Below are 21,612 nucleotides of genomic sequence, written 5' to 3' on the forward strand. Positions count from 1 at the left end.
CAAGCTTGTTAATTTTAGAGTGATTAGATAAAAGAAAAACAACAATTCAAAATTATTATTATGAGCGATAAAAAGCATATCTCCAGACGTTCAGCTATTACAGGAATGGGTGCGATTTGCCTCACCACAGCGTTTACTCCTGTTCTAGGCGCCGACTTTAAAGTTGATGAAACAAGCCCATCTGTACTTCCAGAAGATCCACAGACAAAATATCCCCGTCCTCCTTTTAAAGAACAAAAACAACCTTGGCCAGGTTTGGTCAGCCAAATGAATCCAAGACCTGATCACGGTGAAAAAAGTTACAAAGGTTCGGGAAGGCTTAAAGGACGAAAAGCACTGATCACAGGTGGCGATTCGGGTATGGGAAGAGCGGCCGCTATTGCTTACGCAAGAGAAGGCGCCGATGTTGCGATAAACTATTATCCAACTGAAGAAGAAGATGCTAAAGAAGTAATCCAATTAATTAAAGCAGAAGGTAGAAAAGCGGTTGCCATTCCAGGTGATCTGCGTGACGAAAGTTTTTGTAAATCTTTAGTAGATCAGGCTGTTAAAGCACTTGGAGGTTTGGATATTGTTATTAATAACGCGGCAAGACAGCAGACACACGAATCGATTCTGGATATCTCAACCGAAGATTTTGATGCTACAATGAAAACCAATATTTATGCTCCTTTTTGGATTATAAAAGCGGCTCTTCCTCATTTAAAACCAGGTTCTTCGATAATCGGAACAAGTTCGGTTCAAGCCTACGCTCCTACTGAAGATTTATACGACTATGCACAGACCAAAGCAGCCACTACTAATTATATAAAGTCGCTGGCAAAACAGCTGGCTCCGAAAGGAATACGAGTTAATGGTGTTGCTCCAGGTCCTGTATGGACTCCACTTCAGGTAAGCGGCGGTGCTACAATGGAAAAACTCAAAAATTTCGGATCGCAGACTCCTTTAGGAAGACCTGGACAACCTGTCGAACTTGCCTCCATCTACGTACAACTTGCTGCAGAAGATGCTAGTTATGCCACTGGACAGATTTATGGTTCAAGTGGCGGAGAAGGAAATCCTTAAAAATTTTTAAAGTTTAATTTAAAACTATAAATCATGCCTTGGTATAACGGAGATTATCCTCCCTCCTATAAAAATCAGCCGAAAGAAGTTAGAGAAAAAGCAGTTGAAATAGCCAATGCACTGCTTCTGGATGGCGCGGAAGAAGGAATTGCAATTGCAACTGGACTTAAACAGGCTCGTGAGCTTCTAAAAAATCATCACGAAAAACACTAAAACTTTATAATTATGAAAACAGATAAACAACAATCGGAGAACAGTATTGACGAAAATACAAACCAAAACGCAAATAGTTCCTACAGCGGTTCTGGAAGTATGCAGCCTGGCGGAAGCACAGGTGAAGCTGGTCGATTAAATGACTATTCTGAAGAAGAGGAAAAAACGAAAGAGCAAATAGAAAATGAGAATAAGAGTAGAAACACAGAAGGAAAAAGTATCGATGAGGCAACAGATCCGTCAAAACTGGATAAAATTTAAGCCTTTAACTTTTTAAACAATTCAATATTAACAAATTAAAATTAACTATTATGTCAAGAGAAAACTATGATAACTACGATCAGGAAGATCTTACTTATCACGCAGCAGATCATTCAGCAAGCGATTCGATCAATTCAGAAACAATGGAAAAAAAGATCCTGCTATTAACCAGCATGAAAACGAGTCACAAAGACACAAACACACGCCAGAATATCTGGAAAGAGAAAATGAGGATAATGACACCTCAGATCCTTTCTTTCAAAAAAATGCTTCTATAGCACAAGACCTGGACGACGAACTGAAAGGTGAAGACGATGAAGACGATGATGATTTTGATAATGATGCAAACAGAAGAACTTTAGACGAAACAAAACCTGATGAAGAGAAGGATGATGAATATTAAATCATTTGCAGCATTAAAATCTTTAAAAAAATAAATCCCGAAAAGAAGCGAATTACCTTCTTTTCGGGATTTGTTTTTGCTGTTTTTTAAACTTTTAATCAGCTACATATTTATTGTTCCAATACAGCATTAATAAAAGTGTTACAATAATACAAGATGCTGTTCCTTCAAAAAATAAGGAAAGACAATAAGACGTTACAGAAGGTTCTCCTCCAAACATAAAAGCTTCTGATAATGATTTGACATAATTATTACCGCCTTTGGCATAACTGTAAATAAGAAGTGCGACGATACTTACTACTACCGCTGTAAATGAAGTAATCGTTGCTGATATCGCATTAGGAACGAATTCATTTTTTCCTTCAGCAAGATTCATTTTTAAAGTTCTATTAACACCGTAAAGGATAAAAAGAACATTTAAAAGTCTCAAATAAAATAAGTTGGAGAGATTCAATAATTCCATCAAAAGAAAGAACAAAGCGATTCCCACAAATATCAAAAGTCCATTGACAATTTCTTTAGGTAATTTCATAATTACATTTTTTAATTCAACAATAAAAAACTAATAAACAATGAATTACAAAATAACTAAAGAAATGTTCCTTTTCATTTTAGTATTACTTTTTAAACTTATATAATGTCCACAATCATCCTAATAAAAAACGCTCCGTAAAACAGAGCGTTCTTTATTCTAGAATGTCAATTTATTATTTAACAGAATCTGTTCGTACACTTTGACTACCCTTTTGAGTAGAACCAGCAGTTCCTGAGCCGGTTGAACCTTCACCTGTGGCTCCTGTTGTTCCTGTTTTTCCGTTTTGAGAGCTATCCACAGCGGTAGAATCCATTGCAGGACCAATCGTGTCTACAGACATATCCATAGAGTCTGTCTGATCTGTTTCTGGATAGGTGTTGTTGTTTTCATTCTTTTTACAAGAAAAGGTAAGAGCTGTTAAAAGCACCAATAGTAATACGGTTTTAAAAAGCGTTTTCATAATTAATCATTTAAAGTTATGGCTCAAATCTAAAACTCTGATTAACAGTAATTTTATATAATTGTAAGAGTTAGTTACAGAAATCGTAGCAAGCCACGTATTCCATAAATGTAAAATCTGTAATATCAAGTACTTAATATTGTAAATAATACTCAATTTACTAACCGAAATTTGTCTTATAAATACATTTTTAAAGTGACGAGAGCACAATTTTAAGAGTATAAATCAAAGACAACAGCTATGAACACAACACTAGTATCCAAACAAAATAAAGCTTCAAAACCATTATTAAAAAATAATGTATCCAACCTAGAGCGAATTCTAATGGTTACAAGCGGGGCATATTTACTTTATAATGCCTTATCAAAAGAAAGCAAAAGCATTACACAGGCGGGCGCAGGCGGTGCAATGCTTTTAAGAGGAATTTCAGGATATTGTCCTGTTTATGATGCTGCCGGTCATTTAATGCACGATAAAGCTTCAAATGTGAATATCAGAGTCAACAGCGTAATAGAAAAACCTGCAAGTGAGGTGTATGCTTTTTGGAGAAATCTCGAAAACTTACCAAAATTCATGAACCATTTGGCTTCTGTTAATTCTGTTAATTCCACTATTTCAGAATGGACAGCAAAAGGACCTGGCGGTATAGGACAGCTGTCATGGAAAGCAGAAATCATCAAAGATGAAAAAAATAAACTTTTAAGCTGGAATTCTATCGAAGGTTCTACTATAAAAAATGCTGGAAAAGTTGTTTTTAAATCGAAAGGAAAAGCAACAGAACTAGATGTTACGATTTCGTATCACGCACCACTTGGAATTGCAGGAGAAAGTGCCGCTAAACTTCTGAATCCGTATTTTGAAAAATTAGTTAAAGATGATATTTCTAACCTTAAAGTATATTTAGAAACGCATCAAGATAAAAATAGTTAAAAAAATATCTTTTCTTTATTTTTTTGGGAAAGCGTCTTCTTTTAAATGAAGGCGCTTTTTTTGTTTACTTATCAAACAGTGAAAAAACTATAAAAGAGATAATGAATCATATAAATTTTTTTTGATGCTTTTATTGAAATTTGATTAAAAATTAAAGATCATATGAAGACATTTTTAAAAAATAACGGCTTATGTATCTTCTTTTTAATCCTGTTTATCGGATCATTTTTAGGACAAGTCGTATTTGGTTTTGAAGAATATAACAAAGAACTTATTGAAGATGGAGCCAATACAATAAATCTCGCCAATTATCTCACTTCTGGACACTTCTTCCAGTCAACTTTTGAAAATTGGGAAAGTGAATTTCTACAAATGGCACTATTTGTTGTCGCCACCATCTTTTTCAAACAGAAAGGTTCATCTGAATCTAAAAAAATAGATGAACCCGAACCCGTTGACCGTGAACCGGATCCAACAAAAAAAGATGCTCCCTGGCCGGTTAAAAAGGGAGGATTTATTCTTAAAATATACAAACATTCGCTTACTATTGTTCTTTTACTTTTATTTCTAATTTCTTTTGTTTTTCATTTTTTTGGAAGTTTAAAAGATGAAAATGAAAAGCTTTTAAGAACTGGAAAACCGCTGGAAACAGCATCTGCTTACTTAACAGATTCAAGATTTTGGTTTGAGTCTTTTCAGAATTGGCAAAGTGAATTCCTTTCTGTCTTTGCTATCATTATGTTATCGATTTATCTGCGACAGATTGGTTCATCACAATCCAAACCTGTTGATGCGCCGCATATGGAAACAGGAGATTGATTTTTAATTAACCGCCTTCGTCTCTATTCAAAATAACAGAGACAAAATTGAATGTAAAAATGTATAACTAAAACAGATTACTATGAATGCTATTTCTCCTTGGGCAGCCAATGTACAGACTGATATTGATTATAGTACCGCTTTAACTACAATAAAAAGGTCGGGCTATACTTTTGATCTGTACAGTTCTAGAGATTCATTTTGGATTGTTGCCACAGGAACAAAAAAAGAAAGAATTGCTTTTCGCGCTGCCTACGCATTGAATAGTTTTTTCGAAATTAACAGCATATCCAAGACTAAAAATAAAATTACAGTAAAACTAAAGACAGAACTTGGCAGCTACGAAATAGTTATTGATTTTCCTGAATCTGATTCTCATTTACTGCATTATAAAACTATTTTCAAAGCCAATTTGCCTTTGCTTATTCCGTTTTGGCCGCGCGATATACTGCCTTTGACACAAAACGGAAACATCGAAAACACATCGGGAAAAATACATGTCAGCCAAATTGGAACCAGATCAGGAATCCTATTTGCAAGTGTCAAAAAACCTAAAAGAAGCACTTTGTTCTATTTTCAAAACCTGAGTTCATTGTCAGACTATTGTGAAGCAACAAAAACTTCTGTTGCTGAAACAGTTGGCGGTACGTGGCCTGAAATTGGTTTTCAACTTCCAACGACTATTGAAGAACCTCTTCCAGCAGAAAAATCTTTTGTTATATCGGATGCCTACGTACTGCTTGGGGATGAAACAAAGGACAATCCGTCAAAATTATGCATGGATTATCTTGAAAGTCTTGCTCAGATTTACAAACTTATCCCACGTCCTCAAACAGAATATCACGACTGGACAGAAATTGCTCGTAAAACAATAGCTGATCTTGAATATAATAAAGGATGCTGGACACAGACAAAAGGCATTCCGTATTTAAATGCCTATCTCTGCGATTACGAAACTCCTGCTGAAAGTATGGTGCAGCTGGCGGTTTTGACGCCGCTTAAAGAATACGAAAAATGGAATTCTGAATCGTATCGTTTATCGGAAGATTTACGCAGCGGTCTTTCTGCATTTTATGATCCAAAAATACAAAGCATTACACGCTGGCTTCCTGCCCTGCATGATAAATTAGATCAGTCTGAAGAACAAAAGAAAGACACTACAATGGATTCCTGGTATCTGCATCATCCGCTTATAAACCTTACCAGACTTGCCATTTTTGGTGATAAAGACGCTGAAAAACTGGCGCTAGATTCTATTGATTTTGTGATAAAAGCGGCACATCATTTTGATTATGAATGGCCTGTTTTTTATAACGTAGAAACTTTTGAAGTTATAAAAGAAGAAACACAGCCGGGAAAAGGCGGCGAAAAAGATGTTCCGGGCGCTTATGCACATTTGATGCTTTTAACGTACCAGCTGACCAAAGAAAAACGTTATTTACACGAAGCCGAAAAAGCGGCGAAACAACTTATACAGTGCGGGTTTGATATTTTTTATCAGGCGAATAACACCGCGTTTTCAGCAAATGCTTTATTAGAATTATATAAAATTACCCAAAAGAAAATTTATCTCGAAACCAGTTATATGTGCCTTGCCGGGTTATTTAAAAACATGCAGCTTTGGGACTGCCAATATGGTTTTGGTAAAAACTTTACTAATTTCTTTTCGATTTTTCCTTTAAATGACGCGCCGTATACTGCTGCTTATGAAGAAATGGAAGTATACACAGCATTGACCGAATATATGATTCAGTCGGAAAATATTGAGATACTGCCAGGACTCAAAATTCTTCTTCCTGAATTTGTAAAATATGCTGTAAACAGAATTCCGTATTATTATCCTTCACTCCTGCCAAAAGAAATGCTTTCTGAGGATGTTAAAACCGGCGAAATCCAACAGGATTTATTCGCGCCTCTCGAAGATTTATATACTGGCTGGGAACAAAGCGGTCAAGTCGGTCAGGAAGTTTACGGTGCCGGCGCTGCTTTTGCTGTCGTGTCTAGACAGTATTTTAAAATTAATGATAATTTCCTGATTTTTACTGATTATCCTGCTACTAGTTTTATGAAGAGAAAAAACATTGTTTATTTAAAAATTGGCGGCAATAAAGAAATGCAGTGCAGCTTAAAAATCATTATAAAAAAGAACATAAAATCGCTGCAGGTTTTTCAGAATGAATTACAAATGCTCTATTATAATAAAAATGCACAAATGCAGGAATATAAAATTACCGGCGGCTCTAAAATTAAAATCAGCTGGTAAATATTAAGAAAAAAGGTGAAGATCAAATAAGAACTTCACCTTTTTCTTTTAAAACAATGGAGATTATTTCCATGGATCTAAAACTACTTTGACACAATTATCTTCTTTCTTTTTGAAAATTTCATAACCATGTGAAATTTCAGAAAGCGGCAATCGGTGTGTAATAATATCATCCAGTTTAACTTTACCTTGAATCACATAATCTAAAAGTTTGTCGATGTGTTTGTGTGCAGGAGCCTGTCCTCCTTTTAAAACAATTCCTTTATCAAAAAACTGTCCTAGCGGAAAATTATCATAATTTACGGGATAAACTCCCAAAACCGATACAATTCCGTTTCTTCTTACGGCGCTCATACAGGCTTCTAATACTTTAATAGATCCTTTTTCAAAATTAAGTGTCGCTTTAATTCGGTCGCCTAGATTTCGATCAGGCTCAAAACCAACTGCATCAATGCAGACATCGGCGCCGCGTCCTTTTGTGAGTGCACGAATCTGCTCGACAACATCTTTAGGTCCATCGTTCCAAAGAATTGTTGTTGAACTAGTTGTTACTCTTGCTTTGTCCAATCGGTATTGAAGCGTATCGACAATAATTACTTGTGAGGCACCGCGAAGCCAAGCACTTTTAGCAGCCATTATTCCTACTGGCCCCGCTCCAAAAATAGCAACAGTTTCGCCTCCCTTTACTTCTCCCCAATCTACACCCGTGTAACCTGTTGGAAAAATATCGGTAAGGAAAAGCACTTGTTCGTCTGATAAATCTTCCGGCACTACTCTTGGACCGTAATTTGCATAAGGAACTCTCACATATTGTGCTTGTCCTCCATCATAACCACCGTATAAATCGGTATAACCAAAAAGCGCTCCTCCTTTCTCCGTCATAATTCCGCCTTCTGGTCCGTAATGTTCTGGATTGCTGTGCTCGCAGTTTCCTGGAGAATCGTGATCACAGAAAAAACAATTCCCGCAGGCAATCGGAAATGGCACTACAACACGATCACCGCGTTTTAAATGCGTAACTGCAGAGCCTGTTTCTTCTACAATTCCCATAAATTCATGTCCCAAAACCATCGGCCGTGGCTGCGGGAATCCACCAGAATAGATATGAAGATCGGATCCGCAAATCGCTGTTGAGGTTACTTTTAATATTATATCGTCTTTTTCCTTTAAAATTGGATCATCCACCGTATCATATTTAATAGAGCCTGGTCCATGTATAACTGCTGCTTTCATAGTGTTATTTTTTTATAATTATTCAAAGCCAAATAACTATTAATAAATTAGTTAGACTTACACTATTTTTTAAGTTCCTTACATAAAACACAACTGGCAATCCTATAAAAGACAAAATTTATACTGTAAAAAAAATCTGATTGTTGTTAGTAGATTTGAAAGAATGATTTATAAATATAAACTACATTAAAGATGAATAAATCAGCAGACAAAATAAATGAAGGAAGCATTACTTCTGGAGATAATGTTTCTTTTTGGATTGACACAACTTCAATTTTAGCTTTCGATAAAGTCACGCAAGACATTTCAACAGAGGTGCTTGTTATCGGTGGTGGAATTGCCGGACTTACCACTGCTTACAAATTATTAAAAGCAGGAAAAAAAGTTGTTTTGGTAGAAGACGGTTTCTTAGGAAGTGGTGAAACAGGACGAACAACCGCACATTTAACCTGCGCGCTTGACGATCGGTATTATTACCTTGAAAGTACTTTTGGTAAAGAAAGTGCAAAACTTGCCGCAGAAAGCCATACCGCCGCTATTGATGAAATCGAAAAAATAGTTACCGATTTAAATATTGACTGCTCGTTTAAAAGAGTCAGCGGTTATTTATTCCTGCATCCAAGCGATAAAGAAAAAAACCTTGACGAAGAATTTAAAGCTACCGTAAATGCCGGGATTAATACTTCTATGATGCTCAATATACCTTATTTAGCAGGAGCAGAAAACCAGCGATCTATTAAATTTAGAAATCAGGCTCAATTTCATATTTTACATTATTTAAAAGGACTTGCCGAAGCTGTAAAAGCGCTCGGCGGAACCATCTTTACTGAAGCACATGCCGAAAATATCACGAAAGAAGGAGCTTCAGTTAATGGTTTCGATTTTAAAGCAGATCACATTGTTGTTGCAACCAACACACCAATTAATGATGTCTTGACCATGCACACCAAACAACATGCTTACAGAACTTATGTAATAGGCGCTAAAATTCCAAAAGACACTCTACCCTACGCTTTGTGGTGGGATACTGGAGATGTAAAATCAAAATGGGTTTCGCAGCCGTATCATTATGTTCGTTTAGAAAGTTTTGATGACCAATATGATTTATTGATTTCGGGCGGAGAAGATCATAAAACGGGACAAGCCGATGAAGAAGGCATTTCTGAAGCAGAACGCTACGAAAGACTTGCTGTGTGGACCAAACAGTATTTTCCTATGGTGGATGAGATCACTTACAAATGGTCGGGACAAGTTATGGAACCTTATGATTCGTTAGGTTTTATGGGACGCAATCCTGGCGATAAAAACATCTACATTATTACGGGAGATTCTGGAAATGGAATGACACATGCTACTATCGGCGCTATGATTATTACCGATCAAATTCTGGGGATAAAAAACAAATGGGAGGATTTATATAGTCCGTCCCGAATCACTTTTAAAGCCATTGGCGATTTTGTAAAAGAAGCCGGAAACATGGCATCTCAGTATTTGGACTGGATTACAGCATCGGATCTGAACAATACAGCCGATTTGAAAGCGGGAGACGGAGGTATTCTTTCTTTCGGATTAAAAAAGGTCGCTGTTTATCGCGATTACGATAATACACTTCACGCCTTTTCAGCAGTTTGTCCGCATTTAGGATGCATTGTAAAATGGAATGACGATGAAAAAACATTTGACTGTCCATGCCACGGTTCAAGATTTGCCACCGACGGAACTGTGACCAACGGACCCGCAAAAAACGATTTAAACAAAATTCAAGTTAAATAAACCCACACAATTATGGAAAATATCACAAACTACTTTGGACAGAACATCCTTCAAAAAAGAATTGTAATTACAGGCGGTACAACCGGAATCGGCAAAGCAATAGCTGATCTTTTGGTTTCGCTTGGCGGTCGCGTTTTTATATTCGGAAGAGACGAAAATGACTTTAACAACGCTATGGATGATATCAAAGAAAAATCTAAAACCGGAGAGATTTACGGAGTCACGGCAGATATTACCAAAAAACAGGACATCGAAAAGGTCTGGGAAAAAGTAGACAGCGTTCTTGGCGGCATTGATATTCTTATAAACAACGCTGCTTTACCTGCAAGAGGCATAATCGAAGGGGAATATGAGGAATGGAAATATATTTTAGAAACCAATATTTTGGGTTATATAACTTTCGCAAAAGAAGCTGTTAACAGAATGAAAGAACAAAAATCGGGACATATCATTAATATTGGTTCGATGAGTGCTGAGGTAAAAGAGAAAACCGGCGTTATTTACGTTTCCACCAAGACAGCCATAAGAGGTTTCAGCACGGCACTTAGAAAAGAAATAAATCCGCTTGGAATTAAAGTTTCGCATATTGAACCTGGAGCGGTAACCAGCAACATGCAGCCAGATCCTAAAGAAGTACAGGAAGAAAAAATCGAAAAAATGGAAATGCTTGAAGCAGAAGACATTGCTATGAGTGTTCTTTTCTGTTTATCGCAGCAAAAAAGATGTGATATTGTCAGTATGCAGATTAGGCCTCATTTGCAGCTTATTTAGAATGAAGTAAAAAACTAATTAAAAAAGGCATTTAATCAAATTTAGAAGGCAAAAGTTAAAAATTATAGTATCTTTAATGTAAGAATTACACGTTTCTTGATATACAATGACTTTAGAAAATACCATCACCACTGAAAATATTTCTCATAACTTTCCAATTGCAGCTATTGCAGGCGCTGCGGGAGAATTAGAAGCTTTACATAAAATAATTTCGCAAATACCACAAGACTCTGGGATTGCTTATGTTATTGTACAGCATTTATCATCCAATACTGTCGATAATCTCAGCGTAGAATTAGCACAGTCAGCAAAGATTCCTGTTGCCGAAATTGTAAGTACAATTGATTTTCAGCCTGATCACATCTACCTTGTTCCTCAAAATAATTATTTAATAGCAGAAGATGGCGTTTTAAAAATGGATGTCATAAAACGCATTGATAAAATTACTCACAATATTGATAAAACCTTTGATGCTATTGCTCAGGTTTACAAAAGTTTTGCCATTGGCGTTTTACTTTCTGGAACCGCTTTTGACGGAGCTTTCGGACTGAAAAAAATCAAAGAATACGGCGGTGTAACCATTCTTCAGGATCCTGAAACTGCGACATTTAAAACAATGTCGCAAAACAATGTCGAGACAGATGCAGTTGACTTTATTCTGGCTCCAGAAAACACAGCGTTCCAATTAGCTGCTATCCGTAAAAGTTATCTCGACAATTACGCTTACAGCGAAGAAGAACATATTCCTAAAAAAGAGGAAGATGTACTCAATCAGATTTTAAATCTAATTCTGCAAAAAACAGAAAATGATTTCTTTGATTATAAAAGACCTGCAATCCGAAGACGTATAACACGCAGAATGGTTATTTTGAAAAAAGAAACCATGAGCGATTATTACACGATTCTTCGCAATAATAAAAACGAACAGGAACTGCTTTTTAATGACCTGCTGATTCCGGTTACTTATTTCTTTAGAGACGAAGAATCTTTTGACTCTCTTTCTCAAACCGTTTTACCACAGCTTATTCAAAACTGCACTAATAATACTTTACGTGTTTGGTCGGCAGCGTGTTCTACAGGCGAAGAAGCGTATTCTCTCGCTATTGTTATCTGCGAATATTTGACGCTGCATAATTTTAAAGATTTAAAAGTCCAGATTTTCGCATCGGATATCTCTGAAAAAGCTATTGCAAAAGCCAGATCGGCGGTCTATTCGGCGCAGGATGTTCGACATATTTCTGAAACGCGATTAGAACAATATTTTACCAAACGCGACGGTCATTACCATCTTAATAAAATAATCAGAGACATGTGTATTTTTGCTACACACAACTTTATTAAAGATCCGCCGTTTGCTAAAATCGATTTGGTTTCGTGCCGAAATGTACTAATTTATCTCAACTCTTTCCTGCAGGAAAAAGTGCTGGGTTCCTTCCATTATTCGCTGAAAGAGAAAGGTTTTTTATTTCTAGGAAAATCAGAGTCTGCCAATAATGTACAGCATTTATTTGAACTCGTTCTGAAACAAGATAAAATTTACGCAAAAAAATTCACGCCTGCCCGTTATGTGCCTCAGGCTTTTAAACCGTACACCAATTTACCTGTAAGAACAAAAACATACAGCAGCACAAATCACGAAACGGACTTTAGAAAAACTGCCGACGACATTTTATTTTCGAGATATACACCTTCAAGCGTTATCATAAATGAACATCAGGAAATTGTTCATTTTCATGGAGATACTTCTCCTTATTTATTACCGGCTCCTGGAAGACCGAATTTTAATATTTTAAAAATGGCACGCGAAGGCATTAGTTTCGAACTTCGCAATGCTATTTCAGAAATCACTACGAATAGAGAAAATATCATTCGTAAAAACCTTTCTGTAAAAGATCAAAATTATCAGGCATCTTTTGAGATTCTGACGCTTCCAAATGACGAAAATCATCTAATGATTCTTTTTCATAAAAATCCGCTTCCCGAAATAGATTCAGAATCAAAAAATACTAAAAAAAGTGCCGATCAACTTCGAATTGCAGAACTCGAAAAGGAGTTATCCCAATTACGTGAAGATATCAAAAGAGTTACAGAAGAGCAACAGACTGCTTTTGAAGAACTGCAGACAACTAATGAGGAATTATTAAGCAGTACCGAAGAACTTCAGGCCTTGAACGAAGAATTGCAGACTTCTACAGAAGAACTTCAATCTAATAATCAGGAACTTATGTGTACAAATGACGAACTTTTAGATCGTCAAGAACAACTGCTTTCGATGCGTCATTATGCAGAATCTATCGTACAGACTATTAGAGAGCCTCTTATAATTATTGATCAAGATTACAATGTAAAAAGTGCAAATCCGTCTTTTTACAAATATTTTAATACCACAGAAAAAGATGTCCAAGGATTTTCATTTTTTGAAATTGGTAATGGTCAATGGGATATTCCAGATTTTAAAGATCTAATCTTCAAAATGATAATTCAAAAACAAACTATCGAAGATTATAAATTGGAAATTAGCAGCAATGGCGAAAAGAAGACGCTCATAGCCAATGCGCATTTAATTCAAAATACAAAACCAGAAGGAATGATTCTGCTGGCATTTGAAGATGTTACGGATCTTCTAGCTTCGAATGAGCTTTTAAATAAAAGAAATATAGAATTGCAGATTTATAACGAACAGCTGGAAAACTTTACTTCTGCCGCGAGCCATGATCTGCAAGAACCTCTTAATAAAATTCATATGTTCTGTCATCGAATTTTCGAAAAAGAAAATACTTTGTCAGAAGACGGAAAACATAATTTACAGCGTGCCATGCGTTCGGCAAAAAATATGAGTCAGTTAATCGCTGATCTTATTAATTATTCAAAATTAAATTTCACCGAGAGAAAATTCAAAAAAACCGACTTTAATCTGATTCTGAAAAAAACCCTGAGCGATATCAAAGATTCTATTGATGAAAAGAAAGCCGTTGTAGAAACAGCCGTTACAGAGAATACAGTAAATGTTATTGCCTTTCAAATACAGCAATTGCTTACCAACTTAATTTTAAATGCGGTCAAATATTCAAAGGAAAATGTTACGCCTGAAATACGAATAGAGACGATGAAAGCTCCTATTGATGAAATAACAAATCTTGGTGGAAATACGGAAATAAAATACGTTAAAATTAATGTTATTGACAATGGTATCGGCTTTAATAACGATTTTGAAAACCGCATTTTTGAACCTTTCTTTAGATTACACAGCAAAGATGAATATAAAGGCAGCGGACTTGGTTTAACTCTTGTAAAAAAAATCGTATCCAACCATAACGGATTTATTAAAGCTTTTGGTAAAGCAGGTTTTGGAACTACTATTAGTATATATCTTCCAGTGTAAAATATACTAAAATGTTATTTATGGGAATTATGAAAGAATTTACTGCAATTATAAAAAACTAAAATCAAAAGTAGGTTTTATATTTATTAAAAAGAAAATCTGCTTTTCCTTCTAAAGCTAATTTTTGAAGAATCAAAAATTAGCATGCAATACCCCATTTCATTTAGAAGTTCCGTAGTCTTTTTTTTTATCAAAACATTAAAAATAAGATTGCCGTAAACCTCATAAAATGAAAACTAATGAACCAATAATACCTTCTCATAATTCTCATTTTCAAGTTACAGCAATAGCTAGTGCCGCAACGGAAATTGATTTATTAAAAAAAATTATTTCTGATCTCGCATTAGATTCTGGAAGGGCGTATCTTGTTTTTGAAAGTCTATCGACTCCTCAAACCCATAATCTTGTTGATGAATTAACTTCGCACACTAAAATACCTGTTGTAGAAATTGTTCATCATGTTGATATCCAGCCCAATCATATTTATATTGTTCCCGAAGATAATTTTCTGATTCGTGAAGATGAAATATTAAAACTGCAGCCTAAAATCCGAAGCAGTAAAACAAACAATAGTTTCGATTCCTATTTTGAAGCAGTTGGACAAACCTATAAAAGTTATGCTGTAGGTGTAATTTTAAGCTGGTTCCCACTTGATGGTGCCACAGGGCTCAAAAAACTAAAGGAAGCGGGAGGTGCTACTATTGCGGCGCTTTCTAAAAGAGGAATTATTCAAAATGCCGTTACTTCAGAATATATCGATTATTTTACGGCGCCACATGAAATTGAAGACAAACTTTTACAAATTCATGAGACGAATCTTGTTACGCATTCCTACGAAGAAAAGGAAGAATCAACACCCAGCGAACAAGAACTGCTTGATGAAATAACATCAATACTATTTTTAAAAACGGGTACAGATTTTCAGCACTATAAATATACAACGCTGCGAAGAAGAGTTGCAAAAAGAATGGTTGACACCAGACAGGAAACGATAGAAAAATACCTCGTTTTCCTTCGAAACAACAACAAAGAACAAGACCTGTTATTTGATGATTTTTTAATATCTGTCACTTATTTTTTTCGTGATCAAGACGCTTTTGATAATTTATTCAAGACTGTAATTCCTTTTCTTATCAAAAATGCCATCAATAATACTATAAGAATTTGGTCTGCAGGATGTTCTACCGGTGAAGAAGCCTATTCGCTCGCTATTTGTCTTGACGAATATCTAGAAGAGATCAACAGAAAAGATATTAAAGTTCAGATCATAGCTTCGGATTTGTCTGAAAAATGCATCTCTAAAGCACGTATGGCAACTTATACGCTGCAAGATGTAAAAAACATCAGTGAGAAAAGGCTCGAAAAATACTTTACCAAAAAAGAAAACAGTTTTCATGTCAATAAAATAATTCGTGATATGTGTGTGTTTGCTGTTCACGATTTGACAAAAGATGCCCCATTTTCTAAAATTGATTTTGTATCCTGCCGCAATGTATTAATCTATTTTGATACCGATTTACAAAATCAAGTATTGGCATTATTCAATTATGCGCTTCGCGAAAATGGCTATCTGTTTCTTGGAAAATCGGAATGGGCACATAGTGTTTCCCATTTATTTGCAGCTGTCGATAAACTGGATAAAATATATACCCGAAAAACAATTGTACCGCTTCAATCCAAAAAAATATTCTATCGAGATGATAATACCAAACTAAAACAAAATACCGAAATTGAAAATGATTATATAAAAATTACTTCAGACATTCTGTTAGAGCATTTATCTCCCGCTGCAGTACTACTGATTAATGAAGATTTAGAAATAGTACATTTTCATGGCGATACAAGTCAGTTTTTGCAACAAGCTCCAGGAAAACCTAGTTTTAATATCTTACATATGGTTCGAGAGGAAATAGCTTTTGAACTCAAAAATTATATTACAAAAGCCCGAAACGAAAAAAAGAATTTTTCAGGAGAATTCATTGCCGTAAAAAATCAGCCGCAGCTCACTTCTTTTGAAATTATCTATCTTTCGGCACATTCCGAATTACTGCTTATTATTTTTTATAAAAAGACAATTCCTGCATTAGATTCATATCACAATAATGCACAAAATACAGAAAAAGAATTGCTGCAGTTGCGAGACGATTTTAAAAGAGTTACCGAAGAGCAGCTTATTTATTTTGAAGAACTGCAGACTACAAACGAAGAATTGGTAAGCACCAACGAAGAATTGCAGATGATTAATCTGCAGCTTGAAAATTCTACCCATGAACTACAGTCTAATTCTCAAGAACTTTCTTGTGTAAACGATGAGCTCAGAGATTATCGACAAGAATTGACGTCTGTACGCAACTTTTACGAGTCTATTATAAATACAATAAAACAGCCTTTGGTTATTATTGATAAAAATTTTATCATTAGAAATGCCAATCCTTCTTTTTACAACTATTTTAAAACTACAGAAGAACAAACAGAAGGCTTTTCTATTCTTGATATTGGAAACTCAAATTGGAATAATCCGTTGTTTATAGAATCGGTCTTAAAAAAAGTGAGTCGAAACGAGATTGCAGAAAATTTTAAAATGCAGTTTAATTTTGATAACTCAAACAAAAAAACAATGCTTATTACGGCATCACTTCTCCCCGATTCTACTGCAAACGGTAAAATATTAATAGCATTAGAAGATATTACAGATTTAGAAAAAAGCCTAGAATCTATAAATAGTAAAAATCAAGAACTGCAGCTGTATACTGAAATGTTAGAATCATTTACAAATTCTGCAAGTGATAGTTTATTAGAACCGATTCGCAGAATTTATATGTTTGGAAAAAAACTTTTAGATGCTGAAAAAGACCTGACAGAATCTGGAAAACACAACTTAAATCGTTTATTAAGTTCTGCAGTCAATATGAATCAGCTTATTGAAGATCTGATTGAATATTCAAAAATAAATTTTACCAGGAAGGAATTAAAAAAAACAGATTTGAATGTACTTCTGAAAAAAACAATAATCAGTCTAAAAAACACTATAAGACAGCATAAAGCAACAATCGAAATAGATGCACTGCCTACTCTTTTGATAATTCCTTCGCAAATGATGCAGCTTTTTACGCATCTCATTTCGAATGCCATTAAATACGCGAAACAAAATGATATTCCGAAAATCAAAATTGGTTTTGAAGAAACGGATTCTGATGAAATAATAGATTTTGGTGCAGCTCCTGAAAATCAGTATGTAAAAATTTTTATTAGTGATAACGGAATTGGTTTTCACAAAAACTTCGAAACCCTTATTTTTAATCCTTTCTACAAACTTCCTAATGATGATAAGGAATACGGAAGCGGACTTGGATTAACATTAGTACAAAAAATCGTTTACAATCATAAAGGTTTTGTCAAAGTAGACAGCGAACCCAACAAAGGTACCACGGTGTTTATTTATCTCCCGCTTTTACATTAAATACAAAATATAAAATCTCCATAAACGGAGATTTTTTTTGTTTTGTATAGTTCGTGGCAATTCTAGAAAAATCGTAAGCAATTGTATAAAAATGACATTTCTTGAAAATTTAAATTTGAATCACTTAATAATTCACAATCTAACTACCTGTAAACCCGACACGTAAGTTTGTGAATTATGGAGAGTTTTTAACTAATTAAGAAACACCATGAAAAATTTTCAAGACGAAAAACAAAGAGATTTATCCATCAATACCTCCGATGGAACAAACAAATTTTTAACCACTGATCAAGGTGTAAAAATTAATGATGATAACAATTCACTTAAAGCCGGTGATCGCGGACCCTCTTTATTGGAAGACTTTATTTTAAGAGAAAAAATTACGCATTTTGATCATGAAAGAATTCCAGAAAGAATTGTTCACGCCAGAGGCTCAGGCGCTCACGGATTCTTTGAAGTAACCAATCCGATACCAGAATTAACCAAAGCAGGATTTTTACAGGAAAAAGGACTAAAAACACCCGTTTTCGCTCGATTTTCAACTGTTGCAGGATCAAGAGGTTCTACAGATCTTGCCCGAGATGCAAGAGGATTTGCTGTTAAATTTTATACGCAGGAAGGAATTTACGATTTGGTAGCCAATAATATTCCGGTATTTTTTATTCAAGATGCGGCTAAATTTCCCGATTTGGTTCATGCTGTAAAACCTGAACCTCACAACGAAATTCCGCAGGCTGCATCGGCACACGATACTTTTTGGGATTTTATTTCACTGATGCCAGAATCAATGCACATGATTATGTGGGTAATGTCAGACCGTGCGATTCCGAGAAGTTATAGAATGATGGAAGGTTTTGGCGTTCATACTTTTAGATTGGTAAACGCTCAGGAAGAATCGGTTTTTGTGAAATTTCACTGGAAACCAAAATTAGGGACACACGCTGTCGCTTGGGATGAAGCTCAAAAAATTTCAGGTAAAAATCCCGATTTTCATCGACAAGATTTATGGGAAGCCATTGAAATGGGAAATTTCCCAGAATGGGAATTAGGAGTGCAAATCATTCCAACCGAAGACGAACACAAATACGACTTTGATCTTTTGGATCCGACGAAAATTGTACCCGAAGAACTAGTTCCTGTGACCATTATCGGAAGAATGGTTTTAAACAAAAACCCCGAAAATTTCTTTGCAGAAACAGAACAAATCGCTTTTCATCCCGGTCATGTTGTGCCAGGAATTGATTTTACCAATGATCCACTTTTGCAAGGGAGATTGTTTTCTTATACCGATACACAATTATCCAGATTAGGAAGTCCGAATTTTCATGAAATTCCAATTAACCGAAGCGTGGCTCCTATTCACAATAATCAGCGTGATGGACATATGCGTCAGGAAATCAACAAAGGGCGTGTAAGTTATCATCCGAATTCTTTGGGTGGTGGCTGTCCTTATCAGGCAAAAATTGCTGAAGGAGGATTTGCAAGTTTTAACGAACGTGTTGACGCTCATAAAGTACGAGCAAGAAGCGAAAGTTTTACAGATCACTTTGGTCAAGCCAAATTGTTTTTTAACAGCCAGACACCAGAAGAAAAAAGCCATATTGTAAAAGCGCTTCGATTTGAACTTGGAAAAGTAGAAACCACAGCAATTCGAGTTAGAATGCTGGGATTATTATCTCAGGTTGATGCAGAACTTGCCGAAAAAGTAGCCAAAGGTCTTGGCGCAACAGTTCCTTCTACTTTAGAGAAACCCATAAATAAAGGCGTTTCGCCAGAAACAGAAGAAGCTGGAACTCAGGAACCACAGACAGTTCAATCTTCAGTTGAATCTTCTCAAGCTTTAAGTATGGTTAATAATCCAACCAATTCGCCGACAATCGAATCCAGAAAAGTTGCCATTCTAGTATCTGATGGTGTTTCTGAAGCTTCTGTAATGAATATGAAAAATGCACTTAAAAAAGAAGGAGCAAAAGGCTGTGTAATCGCACCGCATTTAGGTTCTGTAACAACAGATGCTGATGGAGCAATTGCGGCAGAATTTAGTTTCTTAACCGCTTCATCTGTATTGTTTGATGCTGTTTATGTGCCACATGGATTAGGACTTAATGAATTGGCAGAAAATGATGATGCAATAGAATACTTAAGCGACGCTTATAAACACTGTAAAGTAATTGGTGCCGATGGTGAAGCCGCAGCAATTATCAGCGGAGCGCCTTTTGCCGGTAAAATCACAAATGATGATCCAGGGGTTATTGTAACAAGCGAAATCGCTTCTGAAACATTTGCGCAGGAATTTATCACGGCTATGACGATGCACCGTGTTTGGCAGCGTGAACCTAACTTATACAACTAATATCAAAAAAAAATAAAAATGAAAAATTCAGAAAAACAAGGTCAGACTAATGCTGCACAACCAAAAGCAGCTCCGTCTAAAGAGATAAAAAATAATGCAAAAAAAATCGATATTGTAGAACCGGCTGCAGATGCAGCTGTCGAATTGAAAGATTTGTTTGTAGACAGTCTTAAAGATATTTACTGGGCAGAAAATGCCTTAGTGGGCGCGCTGCCAAAAATGGCAGCCAATGCTACGGCAGCGGGGCTTTCTGGGACTATTTTAGAACATCTTTCTGTTACACAAAATCAGGTAGCGAGATTGGAACAGGTTTTTGATTTATTGGGCGAAAAAGCGGAAGGAAAAAAATGCGAAGCTATGGCTGGATTATTAAAAGAAGGTGATAGTATTCTGGAAGAAACCACCCCAGGCGCTGTTAGAGATGCTGGAATTATTGCTGCTTCGCAAAAAATCGAACACTACGAAATTGCTACTTACGGAACATTGGTTGCTTTTGCAAAAGCAATCGGTGAAAATGATGCTGCCAAATTATTAACACAGACTCTTGCAGAAGAGAAAGAAGCAGATTGTCTGTTAAACGATGTTGCTTTGAACGTCGTAAATTTTACAGCGGCTGAATAGGAAAAAATAACTTTAAAAAAATATATTATGAACTTAGAAGAAAAAGAAAATTACAATCTGGAAGATCAAAATTTTCAAAATAAAGAACGATACGAAGATCCTGATATCGATATGCCTCCAACGGATCACCCTATATCTGACAATGCCGAACCAGATTATGGAGACGATTTGGAAATCAATGAATTTGACAAAAGAGAATCAGACGAAGATGAAGTCTTCAATGATGAATTTGAAGACGATGATGATGATGATGACTTTGATGACGACGAATTTGATAATGCAGATTTAGAAGATCTTGACGAAGATGACGAAGACGGCACAAGTCCAGATCGAAATCTATAAAACAAATAAACCCATCTAATTTTTAGATGGGTTTACTACTTTTATACGTTTTGTTTTTCTTTTCGCTTTTTATTTCCTGTTGATTTTGATCTTTTTTGGTATTCCAAAATTGAACAATAGAACTTAAGACTTGTTTGAATTTTTCTTCACTATACGGATTTATAAAATAACTCTTCACGGGAACGGAATAAGTATCAATGATAAAACAGTTCGGAAATAAGATGGAAAAAAACAAACAAGGACAATCTGTTTTTTGACTAATAAGTATATGATTCTCTATATCTTGATGTTTATTTTTTTCTTCAAATTGAAGAATATTAGCGAAAAATATAAATGGGGTTATATCTTCTGATACTAATTCTTCATCTGCTTCTTGAAGTGTATCAAAATAAAGAATCGCGTTTGCTATAGGTAATTCAGAAAAAATTTGACCAAACATACGGCGATTATCTATATTTTCTTCTATAATGATGATTGGCCCTCTCTTATCCATAACATTTTCATTTTTGGGATTATACTTGAGAATCTTACAAAGGTCAGGAGAATTAAACCGTCAATTTATATAATTCATATTCATGTCTTATATAATTCCCATGTTTTGGTGTTTTTTAACTGATTCACGTTAGAAAAATAGATAATATCGGAGATTCTATGGTTGTGGAAATTATGTAAATCGCAAGCATAATTCTGTAAGCAGCAATTCTGTACGAATCTATCTTTGTAAAAAT

The 21,612-nt window shown here is 35.4% G+C and carries 18 protein-coding genes; 14 read left to right on the forward strand and 4 right to left on the reverse strand.

Features of this window, described 5'->3' with window-relative positions; translation table 11 throughout:
- The first annotated feature begins 60 nt into the window (after window positions 1–60).
- Genes ACFSC2_RS21800 through ACFSC2_RS21815 form a run of 4 tightly spaced genes read left to right on the forward strand, consistent with a single transcriptional unit; the run spans window position 61 to window position 1,817 of the window.
- On the forward strand, window positions 61–1,065 hold the full coding sequence (locus ACFSC2_RS21800; RefSeq protein WP_379813209.1) for an SDR family oxidoreductase: 1,005 nt from the start codon (window positions 61–63) through the stop codon (window positions 1,063–1,065).
- 33 nt (window positions 1,066–1,098) lie between these two features.
- Window positions 1,099–1,278 carry a DUF2188 domain-containing protein gene (locus tag ACFSC2_RS21805; protein WP_379813210.1) on the forward strand — a complete coding sequence of 60 codons (180 nt, stop codon included), beginning with the start codon at window positions 1,099–1,101 and terminating at the stop codon, window positions 1,276–1,278.
- A 12-nt stretch (window positions 1,279–1,290) separates the two neighbouring features.
- On the forward strand, window positions 1,291–1,539 hold the full coding sequence (locus ACFSC2_RS21810; RefSeq protein WP_379813211.1) for a hypothetical protein: 249 nt from the start codon (window positions 1,291–1,293) through the stop codon (window positions 1,537–1,539).
- A 50-nt stretch (window positions 1,540–1,589) separates the two neighbouring features.
- A complete protein-coding gene (locus ACFSC2_RS21815) occupies window positions 1,590–1,817 on the forward strand; it encodes a hypothetical protein (protein ID WP_379813212.1) in 228 nt (75 codons plus the stop codon).
- Window positions 1,818–2,036: 219 nt separating this feature from the next.
- Here the strand turns inward: ACFSC2_RS21815 and ACFSC2_RS21820 are convergent, their stop codons facing one another.
- Complete coding sequence (locus tag ACFSC2_RS21820) at window positions 2,037–2,474, reverse strand: hypothetical protein (protein ID WP_379813213.1); 438 nt, start codon at window positions 2,472–2,474, stop codon at window positions 2,037–2,039.
- 175 nt (window positions 2,475–2,649) lie between these two features.
- Window positions 2,650–2,937 carry a hypothetical protein gene (locus ACFSC2_RS21825; protein WP_379813214.1) on the reverse strand — a complete coding sequence of 96 codons (288 nt, stop codon included), beginning with the start codon at window positions 2,935–2,937 and terminating at the stop codon, window positions 2,650–2,652.
- Between the two features lie 240 nt (window positions 2,938–3,177).
- Here ACFSC2_RS21825 and ACFSC2_RS21830 point away from each other — a divergent pair, with 240 nt between their 5' ends.
- The 3 genes from ACFSC2_RS21830 to ACFSC2_RS21840 all read left to right on the forward strand — a co-directional run bounded on the left by ACFSC2_RS21830 (window position 3,178) and on the right by ACFSC2_RS21840 (window position 6,949).
- The gene (locus ACFSC2_RS21830; protein WP_379813215.1) at window positions 3,178–3,867 is read left to right on the forward strand and encodes an SRPBCC family protein; all 690 of its coding nucleotides are present in this window, start codon (window positions 3,178–3,180) and stop codon (window positions 3,865–3,867) included.
- Between the two features lie 162 nt (window positions 3,868–4,029).
- The gene (locus ACFSC2_RS21835) at window positions 4,030–4,686 is read left to right on the forward strand and encodes a DUF6766 family protein (RefSeq protein ID WP_379813216.1); all 657 of its coding nucleotides are present in this window, start codon (window positions 4,030–4,032) and stop codon (window positions 4,684–4,686) included.
- A gap of 82 nt (window positions 4,687–4,768) precedes the next feature.
- Complete coding sequence (locus tag ACFSC2_RS21840) at window positions 4,769–6,949, forward strand: hypothetical protein (RefSeq protein ID WP_379813217.1); 2,181 nt, start codon at window positions 4,769–4,771, stop codon at window positions 6,947–6,949.
- A gap of 63 nt (window positions 6,950–7,012) precedes the next feature.
- Here ACFSC2_RS21840 and ACFSC2_RS21845 read toward each other — a convergent pair whose 3' ends face one another.
- A complete protein-coding gene (locus tag ACFSC2_RS21845) occupies window positions 7,013–8,182 on the reverse strand; it encodes a zinc-dependent alcohol dehydrogenase (protein WP_379813218.1) in 1,170 nt (389 codons plus the stop codon).
- A 192-nt stretch (window positions 8,183–8,374) separates the two neighbouring features.
- Here ACFSC2_RS21845 and ACFSC2_RS21850 point away from each other — a divergent pair, with 192 nt between their 5' ends.
- The 7 genes from ACFSC2_RS21850 (at window position 8,375) to ACFSC2_RS21880 (ending at window position 20,884) form a co-directional block, all read left to right on the forward strand.
- Window positions 8,375–9,955: an FAD-dependent oxidoreductase gene (locus tag ACFSC2_RS21850; RefSeq protein WP_379813219.1), complete on the forward strand. Its 1,581-nt coding sequence runs from the start codon at window positions 8,375–8,377 to the stop codon at window positions 9,953–9,955.
- Window positions 9,956–9,967: 12 nt separating this feature from the next.
- Window positions 9,968–10,726 carry an SDR family oxidoreductase gene (locus ACFSC2_RS21855; protein ID WP_379813220.1) on the forward strand — a complete coding sequence of 253 codons (759 nt, stop codon included), beginning with the start codon at window positions 9,968–9,970 and terminating at the stop codon, window positions 10,724–10,726.
- Window positions 10,727–10,832: 106 nt separating this feature from the next.
- Window positions 10,833–14,108: a CheR family methyltransferase gene (locus ACFSC2_RS21860; RefSeq protein ID WP_379813221.1), complete on the forward strand. Its 3,276-nt coding sequence runs from the start codon at window positions 10,833–10,835 to the stop codon at window positions 14,106–14,108.
- A gap of 229 nt (window positions 14,109–14,337) precedes the next feature.
- Window positions 14,338–17,568, forward strand: coding sequence for a CheR family methyltransferase (locus ACFSC2_RS21865; RefSeq protein ID WP_379813222.1), 3,231 nt, complete (start codon window positions 14,338–14,340; stop codon window positions 17,566–17,568).
- Between the two features lie 208 nt (window positions 17,569–17,776).
- Window positions 17,777–19,921, forward strand: coding sequence for a catalase (locus tag ACFSC2_RS21870; protein WP_379813223.1), 2,145 nt, complete (start codon window positions 17,777–17,779; stop codon window positions 19,919–19,921).
- 18 nt (window positions 19,922–19,939) lie between these two features.
- Complete coding sequence (locus ACFSC2_RS21875; protein WP_379813224.1) at window positions 19,940–20,542, forward strand: YciE/YciF ferroxidase family protein; 603 nt, start codon at window positions 19,940–19,942, stop codon at window positions 20,540–20,542.
- 27 nt (window positions 20,543–20,569) lie between these two features.
- A complete protein-coding gene (locus tag ACFSC2_RS21880; protein WP_379814310.1) occupies window positions 20,570–20,884 on the forward strand; it encodes a hypothetical protein in 315 nt (104 codons plus the stop codon).
- A 22-nt stretch (window positions 20,885–20,906) separates the two neighbouring features.
- Here the strand turns inward: ACFSC2_RS21880 and ACFSC2_RS21885 are convergent, their stop codons facing one another.
- Window positions 20,907–21,377: a hypothetical protein gene (locus ACFSC2_RS21885; protein WP_379813225.1), complete on the reverse strand. Its 471-nt coding sequence runs from the start codon at window positions 21,375–21,377 to the stop codon at window positions 20,907–20,909.
- Between the last annotated feature and the right edge of the window lie 235 nt (window positions 21,378–21,612).

The organism is Flavobacterium artemisiae (assembly GCF_042678225.1).
Lineage (GTDB): Bacteria > Bacteroidota > Bacteroidia > Flavobacteriales > Flavobacteriaceae > Flavobacterium > Flavobacterium artemisiae.

What these genes read in the sequence shown, in the direction of transcription:
- ACFSC2_RS21800 (WP_379813209.1), top strand. Translation starts at nt 61, where the DNA reads ATGAGCGATAAAAAGCATATCTCCAGACGTTCAGCTATTACAGGAATG.
- ACFSC2_RS21805 (WP_379813210.1), top strand. Translation starts at nt 1,099, where the DNA reads ATGCCTTGGTATAACGGAGATTATCCTCCCTCCTATAAAAATCAGCCG.
- ACFSC2_RS21810 (WP_379813211.1), top strand. Translation starts at nt 1,291, where the DNA reads ATGAAAACAGATAAACAACAATCGGAGAACAGTATTGACGAAAATACA.
- ACFSC2_RS21815 (WP_379813212.1), top strand. Translation starts at nt 1,590, where the DNA reads ATGTCAAGAGAAAACTATGATAACTACGATCAGGAAGATCTTACTTAT.
- ACFSC2_RS21820 (WP_379813213.1), bottom strand. Translation starts at nt 2,474, where the DNA reads ATGAAATTACCTAAAGAAATTGTCAATGGACTTTTGATATTTGTGGGA.
- ACFSC2_RS21825 (WP_379813214.1), bottom strand. Translation starts at nt 2,937, where the DNA reads ATGAAAACGCTTTTTAAAACCGTATTACTATTGGTGCTTTTAACAGCT.
- ACFSC2_RS21830 (WP_379813215.1), top strand. Translation starts at nt 3,178, where the DNA reads ATGAACACAACACTAGTATCCAAACAAAATAAAGCTTCAAAACCATTA.
- ACFSC2_RS21835 (WP_379813216.1), top strand. Translation starts at nt 4,030, where the DNA reads ATGAAGACATTTTTAAAAAATAACGGCTTATGTATCTTCTTTTTAATC.
- ACFSC2_RS21840 (WP_379813217.1), top strand. Translation starts at nt 4,769, where the DNA reads ATGAATGCTATTTCTCCTTGGGCAGCCAATGTACAGACTGATATTGAT.
- ACFSC2_RS21845 (WP_379813218.1), bottom strand. Translation starts at nt 8,182, where the DNA reads ATGAAAGCAGCAGTTATACATGGACCAGGCTCTATTAAATATGATACG.
- ACFSC2_RS21850 (WP_379813219.1), top strand. Translation starts at nt 8,375, where the DNA reads ATGAATAAATCAGCAGACAAAATAAATGAAGGAAGCATTACTTCTGGA.
- ACFSC2_RS21855 (WP_379813220.1), top strand. Translation starts at nt 9,968, where the DNA reads ATGGAAAATATCACAAACTACTTTGGACAGAACATCCTTCAAAAAAGA.
- ACFSC2_RS21860 (WP_379813221.1), top strand. Translation starts at nt 10,833, where the DNA reads ATGACTTTAGAAAATACCATCACCACTGAAAATATTTCTCATAACTTT.
- ACFSC2_RS21865 (WP_379813222.1), top strand. Translation starts at nt 14,338, where the DNA reads ATGAAAACTAATGAACCAATAATACCTTCTCATAATTCTCATTTTCAA.
- ACFSC2_RS21870 (WP_379813223.1), top strand. Translation starts at nt 17,777, where the DNA reads ATGAAAAATTTTCAAGACGAAAAACAAAGAGATTTATCCATCAATACC.
- ACFSC2_RS21875 (WP_379813224.1), top strand. Translation starts at nt 19,940, where the DNA reads ATGAAAAATTCAGAAAAACAAGGTCAGACTAATGCTGCACAACCAAAA.
- ACFSC2_RS21880 (WP_379814310.1), top strand. Translation starts at nt 20,570, where the DNA reads ATGAACTTAGAAGAAAAAGAAAATTACAATCTGGAAGATCAAAATTTT.
- ACFSC2_RS21885 (WP_379813225.1), bottom strand. Translation starts at nt 21,377, where the DNA reads ATGGATAAGAGAGGGCCAATCATCATTATAGAAGAAAATATAGATAAT.